Here is an 18,266-nt window from a genome sequence, read left to right as displayed (position 1 = left end):
CCTCTGGGAGTATCATGATCACACTTTATTATAAAGTTAAGACATCACGGGATTGATGCACTCTGCATCAACTGTTATAATGAAGTGATTGACACTAGGCTGTTTCTGGGGGTAAGGAATGACTGACATTCGGGCGAGACAACGTAAAATTCGTAACTTTTCTATTATTGCACATATAGATCACGGCAAATCAACACTTGCGGACCGGATCTTGGAGCACACAGGTGCGCTCACTTCACGTGAAATGCAGGAACAAGTTCTGGATAAGATGGACCTTGAACGCGAACGTGGAATAACGATCAAGCTACAAGCAGTAGCCTTGACTTACAAAGCGGATGACGGTGAAGAGTATTTATTGAATCTGATTGATACACCGGGACACGTAGACTTCACGTATGAAGTATCACGCAGTCTTGCTGCATGTGAAGGTGCTCTGCTGGTTGTGGATGCGGCTCAGGGAATTGAAGCCCAAACACTTGCCAACGTGTATCTGGCATTGGATAACAACCTTGAAATTTTACCGGTTATCAACAAAATTGACCTTCCGAGCGCTGATCCTGAACGGGTGAAGCAGGAAGTGGAAGATGTTATTGGTTTGGACACAAGTAATGCGGTTTTGGCTTCGGCCAAATCAGGAATCGGAATCAAAGAAATTTTGGAGCAAGTGGTGAAAAGTGTTCCGGCACCAACTGGTGATCCTGACCAGCCTTTGAAAGCGCTGATTTTTGACTCACACTATGACCCGTACAAAGGTGTAATCGTATATGTACGTGTTGTTGATGGCAAAATCAAATCCGGTTCCAAAATCAAAATGATGGCAACAGGTAAATCATTTGAAGTCATTGAAGTTGGAGCCTTCAAACCTCGCATGACCATCGTGGACGAGCTGAACGTCGGGGATGTTGGATTTATCGTTGCAGGTATCCGGCATGTTGGCGATACACAAGTCGGGGATACGGTAACGGATGCCAAAAATTCAACACCGGAACCTTTGCCGGGTTATCGTAAAATTAACCCAATGGTGTATTGTGGTCTCTATCCGATCGAAACATCGGACTATGTTGATCTGCGTGAAGCGTTGGAGAAATTGCAGTTGAACGATGCGTCTCTGAGCTTTGAACCGGAAACATCCAGTGCACTCGGTTTTGGATTCCGTTGCGGATTCCTTGGACTGCTTCACATGGATGTTATCCAGGAGCGGATCGAGCGGGAGTTTAACATTCCGTTGATCACAACGGCACCAAGTGTAATTTATCACGTCACCTTAACCAATGGTGAAGTGATGAAAATCGACAACCCATCCAACTATCCTGAGGTGGGACGGATTGATTATGTCGAGGAACCATACGTCAAGGCAGATATTATCGTACCGAATGATTATGTAGGTACCATTATGGAGCTGTGTCAGAACAAACGCGGTGAATATGTGAATATGGAATATCTGGACACGACCAGGGTTACCATTACCTATGAGATTCCGTTGTCCGAGATTGTATATGACTTCTTCGACCAGTTGAAATCCGGTACCAAAGGATATGCATCCCTGGATTATGAGCTGTCCGGTTACCGTCAGTCCAATCTGGCGAAAATGGATATTGTACTTAATGGCGAACAGGTGGATGCTCTGTCCTTCATCGTTCACCGTGACCGTGCCTATAATCGCGGACGCATTGTCTGTGAGAAACTGCGCGAGCTGATTCCACGGCAAATGTTCGAGGTGCCAATTCAGGCATCCGTGGGTACGAAGGTCGTTGCTCGTGAAACGGTAAAAGCAATGCGTAAAAACGTACTTGCCAAGTGTTATGGTGGTGACATCTCGCGGAAACGGAAACTGCTTGAGAAGCAGAAGGAAGGTAAGAAGCGGATGAAGCAGGTTGGTAACGTTGAGGTGCCGCAAGAGGCGTTCATGGCAGTACTGAAAATTGATGACTAAACAATCTAATTTGAGGTACATCACAGAATGTGTGTATTCAAACTGGATTTAGGAGAATTCAATTTCGGGTACATCACAGAGTGTGTGTATCGAAATTGAATTCTAGGACGTTTGCTTGCAAACATGGGTACAACAAATATTAAATAACTAAGCTGAAAGGGAAGCCGGATGGCTTTCCTTTTTTCAAATAGAGGGGGACTTGCCATGACATTGGCAGCACACAGCCGGAAGACAGGTGCGCCCCAAGCGGTGTATCTTCACATTCCCTTTTGCACGAATAAATGTTTTTATTGCGACTTTAACTCCTACGTTCTGAAAGATCAGCCCGTGATGCAATATCTCGAAGCGCTGGAACGGGAGATGGAACATACAGTCAAGGCGAATCCACCTGGTGAGATCAAGACCATATTTGTAGGTGGTGGTACGCCAACAGCTCTGAAACCGGATGAGATGGCGGTATTTCTTCGTTCCGTCAAAACGTATTTCCCAAATTGGGCGGACGACATTGAATTTTCGATGGAAGCCAACCCGGGAACAACGGATGCGGAAAAGCTCGCTGTGATGAAAGAAGGCGGCGTCAATCGTGTCAGTTTTGGCGTACAGGCTTTTCAGAATGATCTGCTGACAGGCATTGGCCGTATTCATAATACGGATGATGTATATCGGAGTCTGGAGAACGCTCGTAAAGCGGGACTGAATAACCTGTCCATTGACCTCATGTTCGGGTTGCCGAACCAGACCGTAGAGATGTTGAATGAGAGCATCGACAAAGCGCTGGAACTGGATCTGCCGCATTACTCCATCTACAGCCTTAAGGTAGAAGAGAATACACTTTTCCATACACTGTATCAGAAGAACCAGTTACCGCTTCCTCATGAAGATGACGAGCTGGAAATGTATCTTCTATTAATGAAACGTATGAAAGAAGCGGGGTATGGACAATACGAGATCAGTAACTTTGCCAAACCAGGCTTTGAGAGCCGTCACAATATCACGTACTGGCGCAATGAGGACTATTATGGTCTTGGTGCAGGTGCACACGGATATGTGGGCCGCGAACGACATATGAATATTAAAGGTATAAATCCTTATGTTGAAGCTTCACGAGCAGGACTGCCACGTCTGGATCATTTTGAGATTGCTCGCCCGGAGGCCATGGAAGATTATCTGATGGTTGGACTGAGAATGTTGGAGGGGGCTTCGGCCTCTCGGTTTAGCGAACAGTTCGGAGAGTCCATGGAAGAAGTGTTTGCGAAGCCTTTGGGCAAAATGCTTAACGCAGGGTTACTTGAGCGGACGGCAGACGGCTTCCGACTGAGTGAGCAGGGTATCCTGTTCGGTAATGACGTATTTGCGGAGTTTATCGGGTCCATATCGCTGAATTCGTAGCTTGAAATTCTATGCGCTCTGTTGTATATTTATTCATATTGATTTTACAGAGCGTGTTATTTTAACAACTACGAAGTCAGCTTTCCTCTGGAAAGCTTGGTAATAGGAGGAGAGCAGGATGTCGGTAATATGCAGAAAAGCCGTGCCGGAAGATGTTGAACCACTGTATGAAATGATTAAGGGCTATGCAGAGCGTGGGATCATGCTTCCGCGATCACGGGAAATACTGCACCGACAGCTGGAGCACTTTGTTGTAGCCGAAGTGGATGGTGAAGTGGTGGGTTGCGGATCACTTTGTCGTCTGGGCGATGATCTGGTGGAGGTCAGATCGCTCGGTATCTCGGAAGGGCATAAAGGGCTCGGTATTGGCTCCCGATTGCTGGACCGGCTGGTAGAAGAAGCAGAGAAACAACAGATTCCTAAGGTTATGGCGTTGACATATGAAGTGTCCTTCTTCCTCAAAAACGGATTTGCCGTGGTGGAAAAAGAGATTTTCCCCGAGAAGGTCTGGACCGACTGTGTTCATTGCAGCAAGCAGGATTGCTGTGATGAGATCGCCGTATTAAAAGAGCTTAACGTATCGGCCTAACAACAGAATGGACTGCATGGATCGAGCCGAGTCAACCTCTGCCCAACATGCAGTCCTTTTTACTTCAAACTATCTTCAGTAAAGTTGTTAGTACACCACGACATTGGTCTATACTATAAATAGATGAGCCCACTCATCAAACTCACTTGACAATGTTCACGTCAGTTTGGTATTTTTGTATTACCGCTTAGCACTCATCTAGCCGGAGTGCTAACGACATGGGACAGTACAGTCAGAAGGAGGGAATACTCACCATGTTAACAGAGCGTCAACGAATGATTCTGAACGCTATAGTGGATGACTATATCCGTTCAGCTGAGCCCGTAGGGTCCCGGAGCATTTCCAAAAGGGGAGATGTTGGATACAGTCCGGCGACGATCCGTAATGAAATGGCGGACCTTGAAGATATGGGTTTCCTGGAACAGCCGCATACATCGGCAGGACGCATTCCTTCCCATAAAGGCTATCGATATTATGTTGATCACTTGGTTCCTTGGAATCAGGTAGAGCCTCAGGAGTTGGATGATCTGAAGTCGTTCTTCGCTGAAAAGCTGAACGTTATGGAACAAGTTATTCAGCATGCATCCAATATTTTATCACATATGACGAATTATACTTCGATCCTGCTAGGACCGGAAGTATTCCATACGTCCCTTCGCCACTTCCAGTTGCTTCCGCTGAACGAGAGTGAAGCTGTGGCAATCATTGTGACCAATACCGGTCAGGTGGAGAACAAGACGGTCCAGATTCCACCAGAGATCTCGGTAGCCGAGATGGAAAATGTGGTTCGACTGTTAAACACCAAGCTCGTGGGTGTGCCCATTTACAAATTGAAATCCCGTCTCTATACCGAACTTGGGCAAGAGATGGAACGGCATATTACACGTTATGAGGAAGTTATGCAGGTGCTGAACAGTGCCTTTGACAACGAACATGATAATCGTTTGTTCCTCAGTGGTGCCACCAATATGCTGACTCAACCGGAGTTTAAAGATATCGAAAAGGTAAAAGATATTCTTGACCTGCTGGAGGAGACACCAACACTCATGAAATTGATGATGCCCGTGCCGGGTGGATCTGGTATTCAGGTGCGAATAGGTACCGAGAATGATCATGAAGCCTTTGCTAACTGCAGCCTGATTACAGCATCCTATTCATTGGACGGCGAGGCCTTGGGTTCGATCGGTATTCTGGGACCCACGCGGATGGATTACGCACGTGTCATTCATATTCTAAATACACTATCCCGTGATTTGACGTCGATGTTGACGCATCGTTTCAAATAATAGACGGGAATGAACCATTTCATTCGCATAAGGAGGTGAACATCTTGAAAGAGGAGCAATCATTTACAGAAGAACAAGAGGTAACAGAAGCTGAGCAGGAGCCTGTCAATGAAGCTGGCGCTGCAGAAGCACAAGCTGAAGAGATCGCTGATCAGGAGCAGGATGAGCTTGCACGTCTGAAGGCAGAAGCTGAGGAGCAACAGCAGCGTTATGTCCGTGCACAGGCTGATTTTGACAACTTCCGTCGTCGTACGCAGAAGGAAAAAGAGGAATTGGCTAAATACGCTTCGATGAAGCTGGTCACCGAATTGGTACCGGTTATTGATAACTTCGAGCGTGCCATGGCTACTGTACCGGAAGGAACAGAGTCCGAATCTTTCTCCAAAGGCATCCAAATGATTTTCCGTCAATTGGAAACCGTGATGACGAATGAAGGTCTGACGGCGATGGAAACGGTAGGACAACCGTTCAATCCTGAATTCCACCAAGCAATCATGCAAGTGGAGAGCGACGAGTACGAAGAAGGTATCGTTGTTGAGGAAGTCCAAAAAGGCTACATGCTGAAGGATAAAGTGCTTCGTCCAGCTATGGTTAAAGTCAGCTCATAATTTCCAAACAGGAAAGAATGAGTCAGCTCCATGGTTGAACAATGTGGGCGAAGTTTAATATAAAGGTTTGTACACATAGAGCACGATTAGCAACATGAACATCTAATAAGGGTCATACCTGACCCATTCATTTTAAATTGTCGAGGAGGAAATTTTTCCATGAGTAAAGTAATCGGTATTGACTTAGGAACAACCAACTCATGCGTAGCCGTAATGGAAGGCGGCGAGGCTGTCGTAATTCCAAATCCGGAGGGCGCACGTACAACCCCATCCGTGGTTGGTTTCAAAAAAGATGGAGAGCGCGTTGTCGGTGAAACTGCGAAACGTCAAGCGATCACAAATCCGGATCGTACGATCATCTCGATCAAACGTCACATGGGTACTTCCCACAAAGAAACAATCGATAGCAAAGACTATTCCCCACAAGAGATTTCTGCAATCATCCTGCAAAAATTGAAAACTGATGCTGAAGCTTATCTGGGTCAAACGGTAACTCAAGCAGTTATCACTGTACCAGCTTACTTCAATGACAGTCAGCGTCAAGCGACTAAAGATGCGGGTAAAATTGCAGGTCTGGAAGTTCTGCGTATCGTCAACGAGCCTACAGCAGCAGCTTTGGCGTACGGTATGGAGAAATCCGAAGACCAAACGATTCTCGTATATGACCTGGGTGGCGGTACGTTCGACGTATCCATTCTTGAACTGGGTGACGGCTTCTTCGAAGTTAAAGCAACTAGCGGGGACAACCAACTGGGCGGGGATGACTTTGACCAAGTGATCATTGATTATCTCGTAAGTGAATTCAAAAAAGATCAAGGCATTGACTTGAGTAAAGATAAAGCAGCGGTTCAACGTTTGAAAGATGCAGCGGAAAAAGCGAAAAAAGAACTTTCCGGCGTATTGACTACAACGATCTCCTTGCCGTTCATCACGGTTGCTGATGGCGTTCCTCAGCATTTGGAGTTGAACCTGAGCCGTGCGAAATTTGAAGAAATCTCTGCAGGTCTGGTTGAGCGTACGCTTGAACCAACTCGTCGTGCATTGAGCGATGCGGGTATGACAGCTAACGATATCGATAAGATCGTATTGGTTGGTGGTTCCACACGTATTCCTGCAGTACAAGAAGCGATCAAAAAACTGACTGGTAAAGAGCCTCACAAAGGCGTTAACCCGGATGAAGTTGTCGCTTTGGGTGCTGCTGTACAAGCGGGTGTACTGACAGGTGACGTGAAAGACGTTGTATTGCTCGACGTAACTCCACTGTCCCTGGGTATCGAAACAGCAGGTGGCGTATTCACTAAAATGATCGAGCGTAACACAACGATCCCTACAAGCAAATCTCAAGTATTCTCCACATATGCAGACAATCAACCAAGCGTTGAGATTCATGTTCTGCAAGGTGAGCGTGAGATGGCAGCTGGTAACAAATCGCTTGGACGTTTCATGTTGGGTGATATTCCACCAGCTCCACGTGGCGTTCCACAGATCGAAGTTAGCTTCGATATTGATGCCAACGGTATCGTTAACGTATCTGCGACAGATAAAGGTACAAACAAAACTCAAAAAATCACAATCACTTCTTCCAGCGGTTTGAGTGATGCTGAAGTTGAGCAAATGATGAAAGATGCTGAGCTGCACGCTGAAGAAGATAAAAAACGCAGAGAACTCGTTGAAGCGAAAAACAGTGCAGATCAACTGATCTACTCTGTTGACAAAACGATCAAAGATCTTGGCGAAAAAGCAGATGCTGGCGAAGTTGAAAAAGCAAATGCTGCCAAAGAAAAACTGCAAGGCGTTCTGGCTTCCGACAATCTGGAAGATATCAAAGCTGCTACAGAAGAACTGACAGAGATCGTTCAACAATTGTCTGTGAAACTGTATGAGCAAGCACAGGCGCAAGAGCAAGAAGCACAAGGTACTGAAGAGCAACAAGGTTCTGCTAAACGTGACAACGTCGTAGACGCTGATTACGAAGTTGTGGATGAAGATAAAAAACAAAACTAATTCGTAGTTCTACGCGAATTAAACATCGGTGACGTTCGAATTAGAGGGAAAGTCATAGCCGGGGCTCCCGCGCTTTGGCTTTCCTTTTGTCACGATGTGCGATATGGTGAATGATATGGGGGTGGAAGAGTGGCTAAAAAGCGTGATTATTATGAGGTGCTTGGCGTTAGTAAAACGGCTAACGACGATGAGATTAAAAAGGCTTACCGTAAGCTTGCCCGTCAGTATCACCCTGACGTAAACAAGGCTGCTGATGCGGAAGCTAAATTTAAAGAAGTTAAAGAAGCTTACGACGTAGTGAGTGACGGCCAGAAGCGTGCACAATATGATCAATATGGTCATGTCGATCCGAATCAGGGTGGATTCGGTGGTGGCGGTGATTTTGGCGGCGGCGGATTTGGCGACATCTTCGACATGTTCTTTGGCGGCGGTGGCGGTGGACGACGTGATCCAAATGCTCCGCAACGGGGGAATGATCTGCAGTACACGATGACGATTGAGTTCAAGGAAGCCGTATTCGGTAAAGAAACCGATATTACGATTCCGCGTACTGAAGGCTGTGATACTTGTCATGGCTCAGGTGCCAAACCTGGAACGAAACCGGAAACCTGCTCGGTCTGCCAAGGTAGCGGTCAGCAGGAAGTCGTGCAAAATACACCGTTTGGTCGTATGGTTAATCGTCGTGCATGTTCGAACTGTAGTGGTTCGGGCCAAATTATCAAAGAAAAATGTACAACGTGCAGTGGTAGCGGTAAAGTTCGCAAGCAACGCAAAATCCATGTTCGCATTCCAGCGGGTGTAGATGATGGCGCGCAGCTGCGTATGACAGGTGAGGGCGAGGGAGGCCTGCGTGGCGGACCAGCGGGAGATCTGTATATTGTCATTCGCGTGAAATCACATGATTTCTTCGAGCGTGAAGGTGACGATATTTATTGCGAAATCCCACTTACCTTTGCTCAGGCAGCTCTGGGAGATGAAGTTGAAATCCCAACGTTGACTGAAAAAGTGAAGTTGAAAGTACCAGCTGGTACACAAACGGGAACGTATTTCCGACTCAAAGGCAAAGGTGTACCACGCCTGCGCGGTATGGGGCAAGGGGATCAACATGTGAAAGTGGTTGTAGTTACACCTAGTAAGCTGAATGACGAGCAGAAGGATCTGCTTCGCCAAATTGCTGCGCTGGATGGAGAGCAAACACATGAGCATGAACAATCTTTCTTTGATAGAGTGAAACGCGCCTTCCGCGGCGACTGAGAATAAAATAAAGCAAGCCCAAAAGGACACCACAGCGGTTTTTACCGCAGGGTGTCCTTTTTTGTACGCCTTTTTTAGTGGTTCAGTGGTTTTTGCAAAATCCATGGATGTAGGATACGAGGGCAGTAGCAAATTGTGGGAGCATTTCGGTATATTCTGAGCAAACTTGCGGAAAGATAGCATGGCGAGAATGATATGCATAGCTGATATGCGAGAAATTAGGGAAGCAGGTGAAGCGGATGACCGAGAAAAATATTTTGGCGTACTTTCACAGCCCGGAGCAGGCTCAAGGGGCAGCCAAAAAACTGGAGGCATTGCGAGTGGAGGACCTGTCAATTAATCGATTCAGCCGATATGCGGGTGTAGGACCAAGCGGGGCTTCCTACAAGCCGGGCGTTTCCGGCAGTTTTTCATCATGGGTGCCCGATTCGATGCAAACAAATGCCAGTGCTGGAATCATGGCTGCGGCGGACCCTTCTGCAAGCGGGATGAGTGATGGTGGACAAGGTGGACCTACGGGAATGGATGTATTACTAACTGTCGTTGTAGACGAATCGGTACATCACCGCGCTATGTCCATAATCGAACAAGCCGGTGGAATGATCTAGTTTCAAGAAATATATATTTAGATCAACAATATAAGATTCAATCTAAACATTTACACAATAACGGAGAGGACAGAAAAAACCTGAAGAAGCGAAGCGTTCGCCTTTATCCCCGGATTTTCCCTTTGGAAGAAGGAATTAAAAAAAATCTGGGGATAACAGCGATCGGAAGGTTGTTCTGTCATCGGAGTGTCAGTGTAAATACGATTTAGTTGAACTTATAAAATCTGAAGGAGGAGCATTACAATGGCAGAACATGAACGTCCAGGCAAGATTTTAACGAAAACGGAAAAGATGAAACGATTGCAGTCCGCCAAAAATGAAGACGTGGAATTCAGCGCTGAAGCTGCGGATCATGAAGATATAGAAGCACTACGCCGCAGTGAAGCGGCTGATCGACGTCAGGGACGGGAGCTTCATGACTGAAGATCGCTCGGCAGTGACTCTCGAAGCTGTTTTTACAAGCTGGACTGAGGCGGAGTCTGCACGAAGAGCCCTGGAATTGCTGCACCCAAACCAATTAAGTATCGAGAGCCTTGGCAATGAAGCATCTGCATTGGACTCACACGATGTTACGGGCTTCGATAATTCCCCTACAGCCGTCGTTGGAGGATTTAGTGGCGAACTGAATGTACTTGCCCTGATTAGTGATGAAACGGAAATGCTGTCCAATGGTCAGGTGTATGATACACCCGAAGAGGATTCGGCAAACAGGCTAAAACAAGAAATTTTGCTGACCGTGTCCGTATCCAACGATTCGCTCCCGCAAGCCGCTGAGATGATCACGCAGAATGGTGGGCGTTTTTGCTAAGTGAGATTCGAATTATGCAAAATGCTGAAGTAAATGAAACAGATATGTATGAATAGATGACAGGATATTCGAGCAGTCAGGCTGCGGATATCCTGTTTTGTTTTTCTTTTACTGGTGCGGCTTTGTGCTCCGGCTAGCTTGTGTAGTACAATAGTTGGGATGTTTGAAAAATGAGGAGGAAAAACCAAGTATGTTATGGCATGAACTAACAATACATACCACAGAAGAAGCTGTGGAGATGATTTCGAATTTTTTACATGAAGCGGGTGCTGGAGGGGTTTCGATTGAAGAGTCCGGTACTTTAAATAAAAAACGGGACACGACATATGGTGAGTTATACGACGTTCCTTTGAATGATATTCCGGAAGGTTTTGCGGTCATCAAAGGGTACTTCTCCGAAGGTACGGACATGGTTGCATTGCAGTCAGAAGTTAATCCGAGAATTGAGGAACTCTCCGAATTCGGAATTGATACAGGTGAGGTTCGTTATGAGACGCGTACAGTGGATGAAAATGACTGGGCAACAGCCTGGAAGCAATATTTCAAGCCGGTACGTGTATCGGAACGTCTGACGATTAAACCAACATGGGAAGAGTATACGCCAGAGAGTCCAGATGAGAAAATAATTGAGCTTGACCCAGGCATGGCTTTTGGTACAGGAACCCACCCAACGACCTCCCTCTGCTTGCGCACACTGGAAACGGTTATTCAGGGCGGGGAGGAAGTTATTGACGTAGGTACAGGTTCTGGTATTTTGGCTATAGGAGCGATAAAACTTGGCGCAAAACATGTACTGGCGCTTGATCTTGATCCGGTTGCGGTAATCAGTGCCAGGGAAAATGTGGAACTGAATGGGCTGGAGCAACAAATTACGGTTAAAGAGAGTGATCTGTTGTCCGTCCTTGGGAGTCAGGACCCTGCGATTGGTGTGCAACTGCCAGTTAAAGTTGTTGTTGCGAACATTCTGGCTGAGATCATTTTGTTGTTCGTGGACGATGTCTATAATGCGCTTGAGTCTGGTGGCACCTATATTGTGTCGGGCATTTGGAAGAACAAAGAGCAAGTGGTGCATGATGCACTGGTAGCCTCCGGGTTTGAAGTGAGTGCGATCCACCGTGATGAGGATTGGCTGGCGTATGTAGCCAGAAAGGGGTAACGTATGGACTTTTGGAATTCGTTCTTTCGTTATCCGATCGATCAGCTTCCGTTTTTCCTGCTGACCATCCTGATCGCATTTACGGTGCATGAATTCTCGCATGCATATTTCGCCAACAAATTCGGTGATCCGACAGCCAAGCTGTTGGGTCGGGTCACGCTGAATCCGGTTGTACACTTTGACTTGTTTGGTGTGCTGTTGCTCATTATTGCCGGCTTTGGTTGGGCACGTCCAGTTCCGGTTAATCGGGCTAACTTCGACAAGCCTAGATTGATGGGTATCATCGTATCCGCAGCAGGGCCTCTGAGCAATCTGTTGCTCGCGATCATCGGTACAATCATCTATGCTTCACTGGTTGGTTCGGGCGCACTCGGCGGCATTGATAATGAGCGGCTGCTGACAGCAATCACGACGTTCTTCGCTATCTTTAACTTAACCAACTTTTTCCTTTTCCTGTTTAACTTGATTCCGTTGCCTCCACTGGATGGTTATCGGATTCTGGAAGATGTAGTGCCACCTTCAATTAGCCGCAAGCTGCAAGGGGTGGAGCAATGGTCCATTTTTATCTTCCTATTGATTCTTGTTATACCTCCGTTGCAAAATGTGACGATTCAACCTTTGTATGAGTTTGCGCAAACGATGTATGTGGATCTGGCAAAGCTGGTTATTGAATTATATCGCTAAAAGCGTATCGTGTTTTGGGCTGATATACTGGTCAGAAACACGTAAAAGTTGTATGATCATCTGTGGCGATTGGATTCACGCCTGCCAGCAGGCAGGGTGAATTCCAGTCATAACAGGACAGAATGGGTGGATTGACTAATGCAGCGATATTTTGTATCTGCAGAACAGTTTAATGAACACGCTGTGATCATCACAGGTGATGATGCACGCCATATCGGCAAGGTCATGCGTGGTAAACCTGGAGATAAACTGATTGTCAGTGACGGAAACTCCAGAGAGGCATTAGTTGAAATTGAAAGTATTGAGACAGGCCAAGTGACGGCCAATATTGTAGAGCCTCTGGTTATGGACCATGAAGCACGAATCCGCGTAACCGTGGCACAGAGTTTGCCCAAGGGTGACAAGATGGAAACGGTCATCCAGAGATGTACCGAGATTGGGGCGGTATCATTCGTCCCCTTTCTATCAGAACGTACGATTGTGCAATATGATGCCAAGAAAGAAGGCAAACGGTTGGAGCGGTGGCGGAAAATTGCCAAGGAAGCTGCCGAACAGAGTCACCGGAATCGCATTCCATCCGTCGAGCAGCCGCTTTCCTGGAAAGGGTTGTTATCTTCTTTTGAGGGCTATAGCCTGGTATGTTATTGTTATGAGAAAGAAAACGGTAAACAGCTGAGAGATGCGCTGAAACCGTTTGTGGAGCAACTTTCATCTGATGCAAGTGCAGATGTACTGATCGTTGTTGGACCTGAAGGTGGATTTTCCGAGAAGGAGACGGCCGAGGCCGATCAGGCTGGTGCTGTATCCGTTGGACTGGGCAAACGCATTTTGCGTGCCGAGACAGCGGGAATGGCAGCACTAACTTGTGTGCTATATGAATCCGGAGAAATGGGAGGAATGTAATTATGCCATCCGTGGCGTTTTACACCTTAGGCTGCAAAGTTAATTTCTATGATACAGAGGCGATTTGGCAATTGTTCAAAAACGAAGGATACGATCAAGTGGACTTTGACGAACAGACAGCGGATGTATACTTGATCAATACTTGTACAGTGACCAATACCGGCGACAAAAAGAGCCGTCAAATTATTCGTCGTGCCATTCGGCGCAATCCGGAGGCCATTGTGGCCGTTACAGGCTGCTATGCGCAGACTTCTCCGGCAGAGATTCTGGATATCCCTGGCGTGGATCTGGTTATCGGTACACAGGATCGTGACAAGATTCTGCCATATGTCAATGAAATTCAGGAGTCCCGTCAACCTGTTAACGCGGTGCGGAATATTATGAAAACCCGTGTATTTGAAGAAATGGACGTACCGGATTTCGCTGACCGTACCCGCGCATTCCTGAAGATTCAAGATGGTTGCAACAACTTCTGCACGTTCTGCATTATTCCATGGTCTCGTGGACTCTCTCGCAGCCGGGAAGCGAACAGCATCATTCAACAGGCGCATCAACTCGTACACGCTGGATACAAAGAAATTGTTTTGACAGGTATTCATACAGGTGGGTATGGGGATGACATGGAGAACTACGATATGACCGATCTGCTGTGGGATTTGGATAAAGTAGAGGGCTTGGAGCGTATTCGAATCAGCTCGATTGAAGCCAGCCAGATTGACGATCGCATGCTCGACGTGATTAAACGTTCGGATAAACTCGTACGGCACTTCCATATTCCGCTGCAAGCTGGTGATGATACAGTATTGAAACGCATGCGTCGCAAGTATACGACAGAAGAATTCTATAACAAAATGCTTCGCATTCGGGAAGCGATGCCGGACGTGGCGATTACGACGGACATTATTGTTGGATTTCCAGGTGAGACGGATGAGATGTACCGTAATGGCTATGAGTTGATGCGGAAGATCGGTTTTTCCGAAATGCACGTCTTCCCTTATTCGAAGCGTACAGGTACACCAGCAGCACGGATGGAAGATCAGGTGCACGAAGAGGTCAAAAATGCACGTGTGCATGAACTGATTGAGTTGTCTGAGCAGATGCAGCTGGAGTACGCTGAGCAGTTTGTCGGACAGGTACTGGATGTTATTCCCGAAGGTGAAGCCAAAGGCCGCGAGGGAAGTGGCAAGCTGCACGGTTATAGCGACAACTACATTCAACTGGTCTTTGACGGAACCATGGATATGGTCGGTAAAGTGTGCCGAGTTAAAGTGGTTGAAGCCGGCGTCAACGAGAGTCAGGCTACGCTGGTACGTGTGTTGGAAGAGAAACTTAAGTCCGCCGCGATGTAATCGAGGCGTCAGAAACAAGGATTTCATTTCCTTGGGGAGCTTACCCGGGGAGATGAGGTCCTTCTTTTGCAAAAAATAAGATAAAGATATCGAAGTTGATGGGGGAGAGCACGATGAACAAAAAAGAAATTTCAGCAGGCGGAGTTGTTTATAGAACAGGGGAAGACGGACGTCTTCAAATTCAGCTTATCGTAGATCGTTATGGTAAAACAACTCTCGCCAAGGGCAAAATGGAAGATGGAGAAACAATTGAACAGACGGCACTGCGCGAGATTTTGGAAGAGACAGGTATGGTGGGTCGCATTGTAGAGCCGGTTGATATCATTGCTTACACGTACCAACATGCAGATTTTGGCCCGGTGGACAAGGAAGTTCATTATTATCTCGTTGAAGCCGAGAGTGGTGATCTACAGCCTCAGATTGAAGAAATCAAGGGTGTGGATTGGTATGCTCCGGAAGAAGCATGGTCCTTACAGCAGCAGAGCGGATATGATAATAACGATGATATCTTGCGTGTAGCCCTGAACAAGTTAGGCATTAACGTATAACGCATTATAGTTCTAGTTCGAGTCAGTTAGCCGCGCGCTCTGTGGGTCTGGATAGGCAGATCATCAAGCCATGGGTGACTTCGCCGCGGGGGCGTGGACCGGTGGTTTTTTGTGCCAGATTGGCAAGTAACAGAATGGCAAAGCGAGCAGTGAACTGGTGATGTTAAAAAGGGTCTGGGCATGCGCAATCTGTGCCCCGTTGTCCGCTGTCAGCCAGGCCGAAGCTGCATGCAGCTGGCCGATCAGCGGCATAAACAGCAGCGCTCCCGCAATGTTTAATACAACATGGGAGGCTGCGACAAATTTGCCTGCGGATGCTCCGCCCGCGGCAGCAATCACAGCGGTGATGCAGGTCCCCACGTTGGACCCGATCACAATGGCGATGCCGATCTCCACAGGCAATACCCCTGTGGCTGCGAGCGTAATCGCCATGCTAATGACAGCTGCGCTGCTGTGAATGAGTGCTGTCAGACAGGCACCTGCCAGGAAGCCCCACCACAAGCTGTCGGCCGAGCGGTCGAGAAACCATTGAAATACGCCCATGCTCCGCAAGGGTAAGGCAATGGATTGCATCACCTGAATGCCTGTCATAACAAGTGCAAATCCCGCAGCTGCGAGGAAGCTGTACTGGATGTTAAACAGAGTCCGGCGTGTGCGTTCAGGAGCGGCCAGATTGCGTTCACCAAGTACAACAAACATGGCCCAGCCCGTTAGCGACAGGACGAGTAGCGGCAGGGAAGCACGTCCGATCTGCAATCCCACCAGCTCCGTTGTCAGGCATGTCCCGATGTTGGTGCCGAGGATGATGCCGAGTGTCCGCCCATAGGTAATTAATCTGGCATTAGCCAGTCCAATGGTGAGTACGGTGACCGCAGTACTGCTCTGTAACAAGGCCGTTGCACCTGCACTGAAGGCCATGCCTTTCCATGGAGCAGAGGTGGCGCGATTGAGCCAACCTGCCAACATGGGCCCAGCCATGCGCTGCAAGGCGGTTTCCATCAGCTTCATGCCACCAAAAAAGATAATAAGCCCATAGAGTAGGGGCAATATAACATCTCTAAACATAGAAACACCATTCCTTCCGTCCGGTTCCTTAACTCATCCTATGAGTAAGAAAAGACAACCATGACAAGCCTAAAGGAATTCAGAGTGAAGCGAACCTTAATACTACGCCCAATTCGAAAGATACGGTGATTCGTGCAAACGCAGCGAAGAAGACGAAATTGTTACCGAAGAAGCGAAGCGCTCGCCTTTATCCCCGGATTTTCCCTTTGAGAAAAGGGAATCAAAAAAATCTGGAGACAACAGCGATCAGAAGAACAATTCGTCGCCGTAGTGTCACTCATACAGCGCTTAAAGTAACAACTTAGCGCCAACGCTCTCAACTGCCCCACCCCAATTCGAAAGATACGGTGATTCGTGCAAACGCAGCGAAGAAGACGAAATTGTTACCGAAGAAGCGAAGCGCTCGCCTTTATCCCCGGATTTTCCCTTTGAGAAAAGGGAGTTCAAAAAAATCTGGGGATAACAGCGATCAGAGGAACAATTCGTCGCCGTAGCGTCTCCTTTGCACCAAACCTATCTTTTCAACTAACTATGAAAGAAGTGGATCTACCTTGCCATCAGTTACACTCGAACGCAGTCGCAAAAAGCGGCTTGAACATGCACATCCATGGATATTTAACAATGAAATTGCCTCTGTTGACGGAAACCCGGAACCGGGAGATCTGGTCAATGTATTGAATCATCAAGGTCGCTATCTGGCGACAGGTTATTACAATCCCGCATCTCAGATCACAGTAAGAGTTGTAGCGTATCAACCCTTGGAGTTCGAACAGATGGATACGGCGTTCTTTGCAGCGCGTTTTCGCGATTGCTTGCGTCATCGGGAACGCTTTATCCAGGATGGAGAGGCATACCGTCTCGTTTACGGAGAAGCTGATTTTCTGCCAGGATTGATCGTTGACCGATTCGGCAGCATCCTCGTTGTACAGTTGCTTACACTTGGCATGGATCGTTGCCGTGAAGCCATTGTACAAGCACTCATTGAAGTAATGCAGCCGGAAGGCATATACGAGCGCAGTGATGTCTCGATTCGTGAACTGGAAGGTTTGGAGCAGACCAAAGGTCCGCTGTACGGAGAGTGCCCACGACATGTCACCGTTACAGAAAATGGACTACTCGTTAAAGTGGACATCGTGGAAGGACAGAAGACAGGTTACTTCTTCGACCAACGCGAGAATCGTGCAGCGATCGAACCCCTCATGAAGGGTTGGGGCTACAAGAGTGGAATAACACTTCAAACGACCGAGCAGGATGGCACAGAGCAGCTCTTGCCTGTGAATAAAAGCGGTAAGGTAGTTACATTCCCTTACTGGGACGGTGCCACCGTACTGGAGTGCTTCTCACACACGGGCAGCTTTACGTTGAATGCTTGCAAGTATGGAGCCAAAAAAGTGACTTGTCTTGATATTTCGGAGCATGCCATTGAGAGTGCACGAACAAATGTGGAGCTGAACGGTTTCACCGACCGGGTCGAATTCGTAGTTGCTGATGCATTCCAGTACTTGCGTGAACAAGTGAAGGGGCTGGATGAACGTACTGCACGTGCGCGTGCAGGCGAACAGAAAGTGGATACATCCAAAGCGCTTGCAGCTGGCGGTAAAACATTTGATGTGGTCATCCTTGATCCTCCTGCATTTGCCAAAACGAAATCAGCAGTCAAAGGTGCATGCCGTGGATATAAGGATATCAACCTGCAAGGAATGAAACTGGTTAATGAGGGCGGATATTTGGTAACAGCCAGCTGTTCGTATCACATGCGTCCAGACCTCTTCCTGGATACGATTGCGGATGCAGCGGAAGATGCAGGCAAAGTGCTGCGTCTAATCGACTGGAAGGCAGCTGGTAAGGATCACCCGCAAATTTTGGGCGTGGATGAAGGACATTACCTGAAATTTGCTATTTTCGAAGTGCGCAGTAAAAAGAATTAAGTGTATGATTTAAGTTCCAATGAAGTATAGGTCAAGTCAAAAGTCCACAGTTTGAGCAGCTGCGGGCTTTTTGCCGTGTTAACGGAGATGATCTCCGGTTTTACCGGATAGTGGCAAACGTATGTTCCGAACCAAGTCAGATATGTTATACTGG

17 protein-coding genes are annotated in these 18,266 nt (G+C 47.4%); 16 read left to right on the top strand and 1 reads right to left on the bottom strand.

Features of this window, described 5'->3' with window-relative positions:
• The first annotated feature begins 118 nt into the window (after positions 1–118).
• The 15 genes from lepA to AC1S8V_RS21065 all read left to right on the top strand — a co-directional run bounded on the left by lepA (position 119) and on the right by AC1S8V_RS21065 (position 15,119).
• Complete coding sequence (gene lepA, locus AC1S8V_RS21135; protein ID WP_482070611.1) at positions 119–1,933, top strand: translation elongation factor 4; 1,815 nt, start codon at positions 119–121, stop codon at positions 1,931–1,933.
• Between the two features lie 204 nt (positions 1,934–2,137).
• On the top strand, positions 2,138–3,322 hold the full coding sequence (gene hemW, locus AC1S8V_RS21130; RefSeq protein ID WP_482070610.1) for a radical SAM family heme chaperone HemW: 1,185 nt from the start codon (positions 2,138–2,140) through the stop codon (positions 3,320–3,322).
• A gap of 118 nt (positions 3,323–3,440) precedes the next feature.
• The gene (locus tag AC1S8V_RS21125; RefSeq protein ID WP_482070609.1) at positions 3,441–3,911 is read left to right on the top strand and encodes an N-acetyltransferase; all 471 of its coding nucleotides are present in this window, start codon (positions 3,441–3,443) and stop codon (positions 3,909–3,911) included.
• Positions 3,912–4,165: 254 nt separating this feature from the next.
• Complete coding sequence (hrcA, locus tag AC1S8V_RS21120) at positions 4,166–5,197, top strand: heat-inducible transcriptional repressor HrcA (protein ID WP_482070608.1); 1,032 nt, start codon at positions 4,166–4,168, stop codon at positions 5,195–5,197.
• Positions 5,198–5,232: 35 nt separating this feature from the next.
• Positions 5,233–5,805 (top strand): nucleotide exchange factor GrpE, encoded by a 573-nt coding sequence (gene grpE, locus AC1S8V_RS21115; protein WP_482070607.1) that lies wholly within the window; start codon positions 5,233–5,235, stop codon positions 5,803–5,805.
• Between the two features lie 159 nt (positions 5,806–5,964).
• Positions 5,965–7,809, top strand: coding sequence for a molecular chaperone DnaK (dnaK, locus tag AC1S8V_RS21110; RefSeq protein ID WP_482070606.1), 1,845 nt, complete (start codon positions 5,965–5,967; stop codon positions 7,807–7,809).
• 129 nt (positions 7,810–7,938) lie between these two features.
• Positions 7,939–9,063 (top strand): molecular chaperone DnaJ, encoded by a 1,125-nt coding sequence (dnaJ, locus tag AC1S8V_RS21105; protein WP_482070605.1) that lies wholly within the window; start codon positions 7,939–7,941, stop codon positions 9,061–9,063.
• Between the two features lie 239 nt (positions 9,064–9,302).
• Positions 9,303–9,671, top strand: a complete 369-nt coding sequence (locus AC1S8V_RS21100; RefSeq protein ID WP_482070604.1) for a hypothetical protein — start codon at positions 9,303–9,305, stop codon at positions 9,669–9,671.
• A gap of 243 nt (positions 9,672–9,914) precedes the next feature.
• Positions 9,915–10,094 (top strand): YfhD family protein, encoded by a 180-nt coding sequence (locus AC1S8V_RS21095; protein ID WP_062835520.1) that lies wholly within the window; start codon positions 9,915–9,917, stop codon positions 10,092–10,094.
• The gene (locus AC1S8V_RS21090; protein ID WP_482070603.1) at positions 10,087–10,479 is read left to right on the top strand and encodes a hypothetical protein; all 393 of its coding nucleotides are present in this window, start codon (positions 10,087–10,089) and stop codon (positions 10,477–10,479) included. Before AC1S8V_RS21095 ends, AC1S8V_RS21090 begins: the two co-directional genes overlap by 8 nt.
• A gap of 190 nt (positions 10,480–10,669) precedes the next feature.
• Positions 10,670–11,635 carry a 50S ribosomal protein L11 methyltransferase gene (gene prmA, locus AC1S8V_RS21085; RefSeq protein ID WP_482070602.1) on the top strand — a complete coding sequence of 322 codons (966 nt, stop codon included), beginning with the start codon at positions 10,670–10,672 and terminating at the stop codon, positions 11,633–11,635.
• Positions 11,636–11,638: 3 nt separating this feature from the next.
• On the top strand, positions 11,639–12,319 hold the full coding sequence (locus tag AC1S8V_RS21080) for a site-2 protease family protein (protein ID WP_074095894.1): 681 nt from the start codon (positions 11,639–11,641) through the stop codon (positions 12,317–12,319).
• A 138-nt stretch (positions 12,320–12,457) separates the two neighbouring features.
• Positions 12,458–13,222 carry an RsmE family RNA methyltransferase gene (locus AC1S8V_RS21075; protein WP_482070601.1) on the top strand — a complete coding sequence of 255 codons (765 nt, stop codon included), beginning with the start codon at positions 12,458–12,460 and terminating at the stop codon, positions 13,220–13,222.
• A gap of 2 nt (positions 13,223–13,224) precedes the next feature.
• Positions 13,225–14,571, top strand: coding sequence for a tRNA (N(6)-L-threonylcarbamoyladenosine(37)-C(2))-methylthiotransferase MtaB (mtaB, locus tag AC1S8V_RS21070; protein ID WP_482070600.1), 1,347 nt, complete (start codon positions 13,225–13,227; stop codon positions 14,569–14,571).
• Positions 14,572–14,684: 113 nt separating this feature from the next.
• On the top strand, positions 14,685–15,119 hold the full coding sequence (locus AC1S8V_RS21065) for an NUDIX hydrolase (RefSeq protein WP_036615070.1): 435 nt from the start codon (positions 14,685–14,687) through the stop codon (positions 15,117–15,119).
• Positions 15,120–15,182: 63 nt separating this feature from the next.
• Here AC1S8V_RS21065 and AC1S8V_RS21060 read toward each other — a convergent pair whose 3' ends face one another.
• Complete coding sequence (locus AC1S8V_RS21060) at positions 15,183–16,184, bottom strand: Na/Pi cotransporter family protein (protein WP_482070599.1); 1,002 nt, start codon at positions 16,182–16,184, stop codon at positions 15,183–15,185.
• 551 nt (positions 16,185–16,735) lie between these two features.
• Here AC1S8V_RS21060 and AC1S8V_RS21055 point away from each other — a divergent pair.
• Positions 16,736–18,112 (top strand): class I SAM-dependent rRNA methyltransferase, encoded by a 1,377-nt coding sequence (locus AC1S8V_RS21055; protein ID WP_482070598.1) that lies wholly within the window; start codon positions 16,736–16,738, stop codon positions 18,110–18,112.
• Positions 18,113–18,266: the final 154 nt, after the last annotated feature.

The organism is Paenibacillus sp. B46(2026), from assembly GCF_056786355.1.
Note: the sequence above shows the minus strand (reverse complement) of the source record. Positions and strands in the feature narration are given on the sequence as shown.

Coding starts and splice junctions, on each gene's coding strand:
- hrcA (WP_482070608.1), top strand. CDS start 4,166: ATGTTAACAGAGCGTCAACGAATGATTCTGAACGCTATAGTGGATGAC.
- dnaK (WP_482070606.1), top strand. CDS start 5,965: ATGAGTAAAGTAATCGGTATTGACTTAGGAACAACCAACTCATGCGTA.
- lepA (WP_482070611.1), top strand. CDS start 119: ATGACTGACATTCGGGCGAGACAACGTAAAATTCGTAACTTTTCTATT.
- AC1S8V_RS21080 (WP_074095894.1), top strand. CDS start 11,639: ATGGACTTTTGGAATTCGTTCTTTCGTTATCCGATCGATCAGCTTCCG.
- AC1S8V_RS21075 (WP_482070601.1), top strand. CDS start 12,458: ATGCAGCGATATTTTGTATCTGCAGAACAGTTTAATGAACACGCTGTG.
- AC1S8V_RS21095 (WP_062835520.1), top strand. CDS start 9,915: ATGGCAGAACATGAACGTCCAGGCAAGATTTTAACGAAAACGGAAAAG.
- AC1S8V_RS21065 (WP_036615070.1), top strand. CDS start 14,685: ATGAACAAAAAAGAAATTTCAGCAGGCGGAGTTGTTTATAGAACAGGG.
- AC1S8V_RS21060 (WP_482070599.1), bottom strand. CDS start 16,184: ATGTTTAGAGATGTTATATTGCCCCTACTCTATGGGCTTATTATCTTT.
- prmA (WP_482070602.1), top strand. CDS start 10,670: ATGTTATGGCATGAACTAACAATACATACCACAGAAGAAGCTGTGGAG.
- hemW (WP_482070610.1), top strand. CDS start 2,138: ATGACATTGGCAGCACACAGCCGGAAGACAGGTGCGCCCCAAGCGGTG.
- AC1S8V_RS21100 (WP_482070604.1), top strand. CDS start 9,303: ATGACCGAGAAAAATATTTTGGCGTACTTTCACAGCCCGGAGCAGGCT.
- mtaB (WP_482070600.1), top strand. CDS start 13,225: ATGCCATCCGTGGCGTTTTACACCTTAGGCTGCAAAGTTAATTTCTAT.
- AC1S8V_RS21090 (WP_482070603.1), top strand. CDS start 10,087: ATGACTGAAGATCGCTCGGCAGTGACTCTCGAAGCTGTTTTTACAAGC.
- AC1S8V_RS21125 (WP_482070609.1), top strand. CDS start 3,441: ATGTCGGTAATATGCAGAAAAGCCGTGCCGGAAGATGTTGAACCACTG.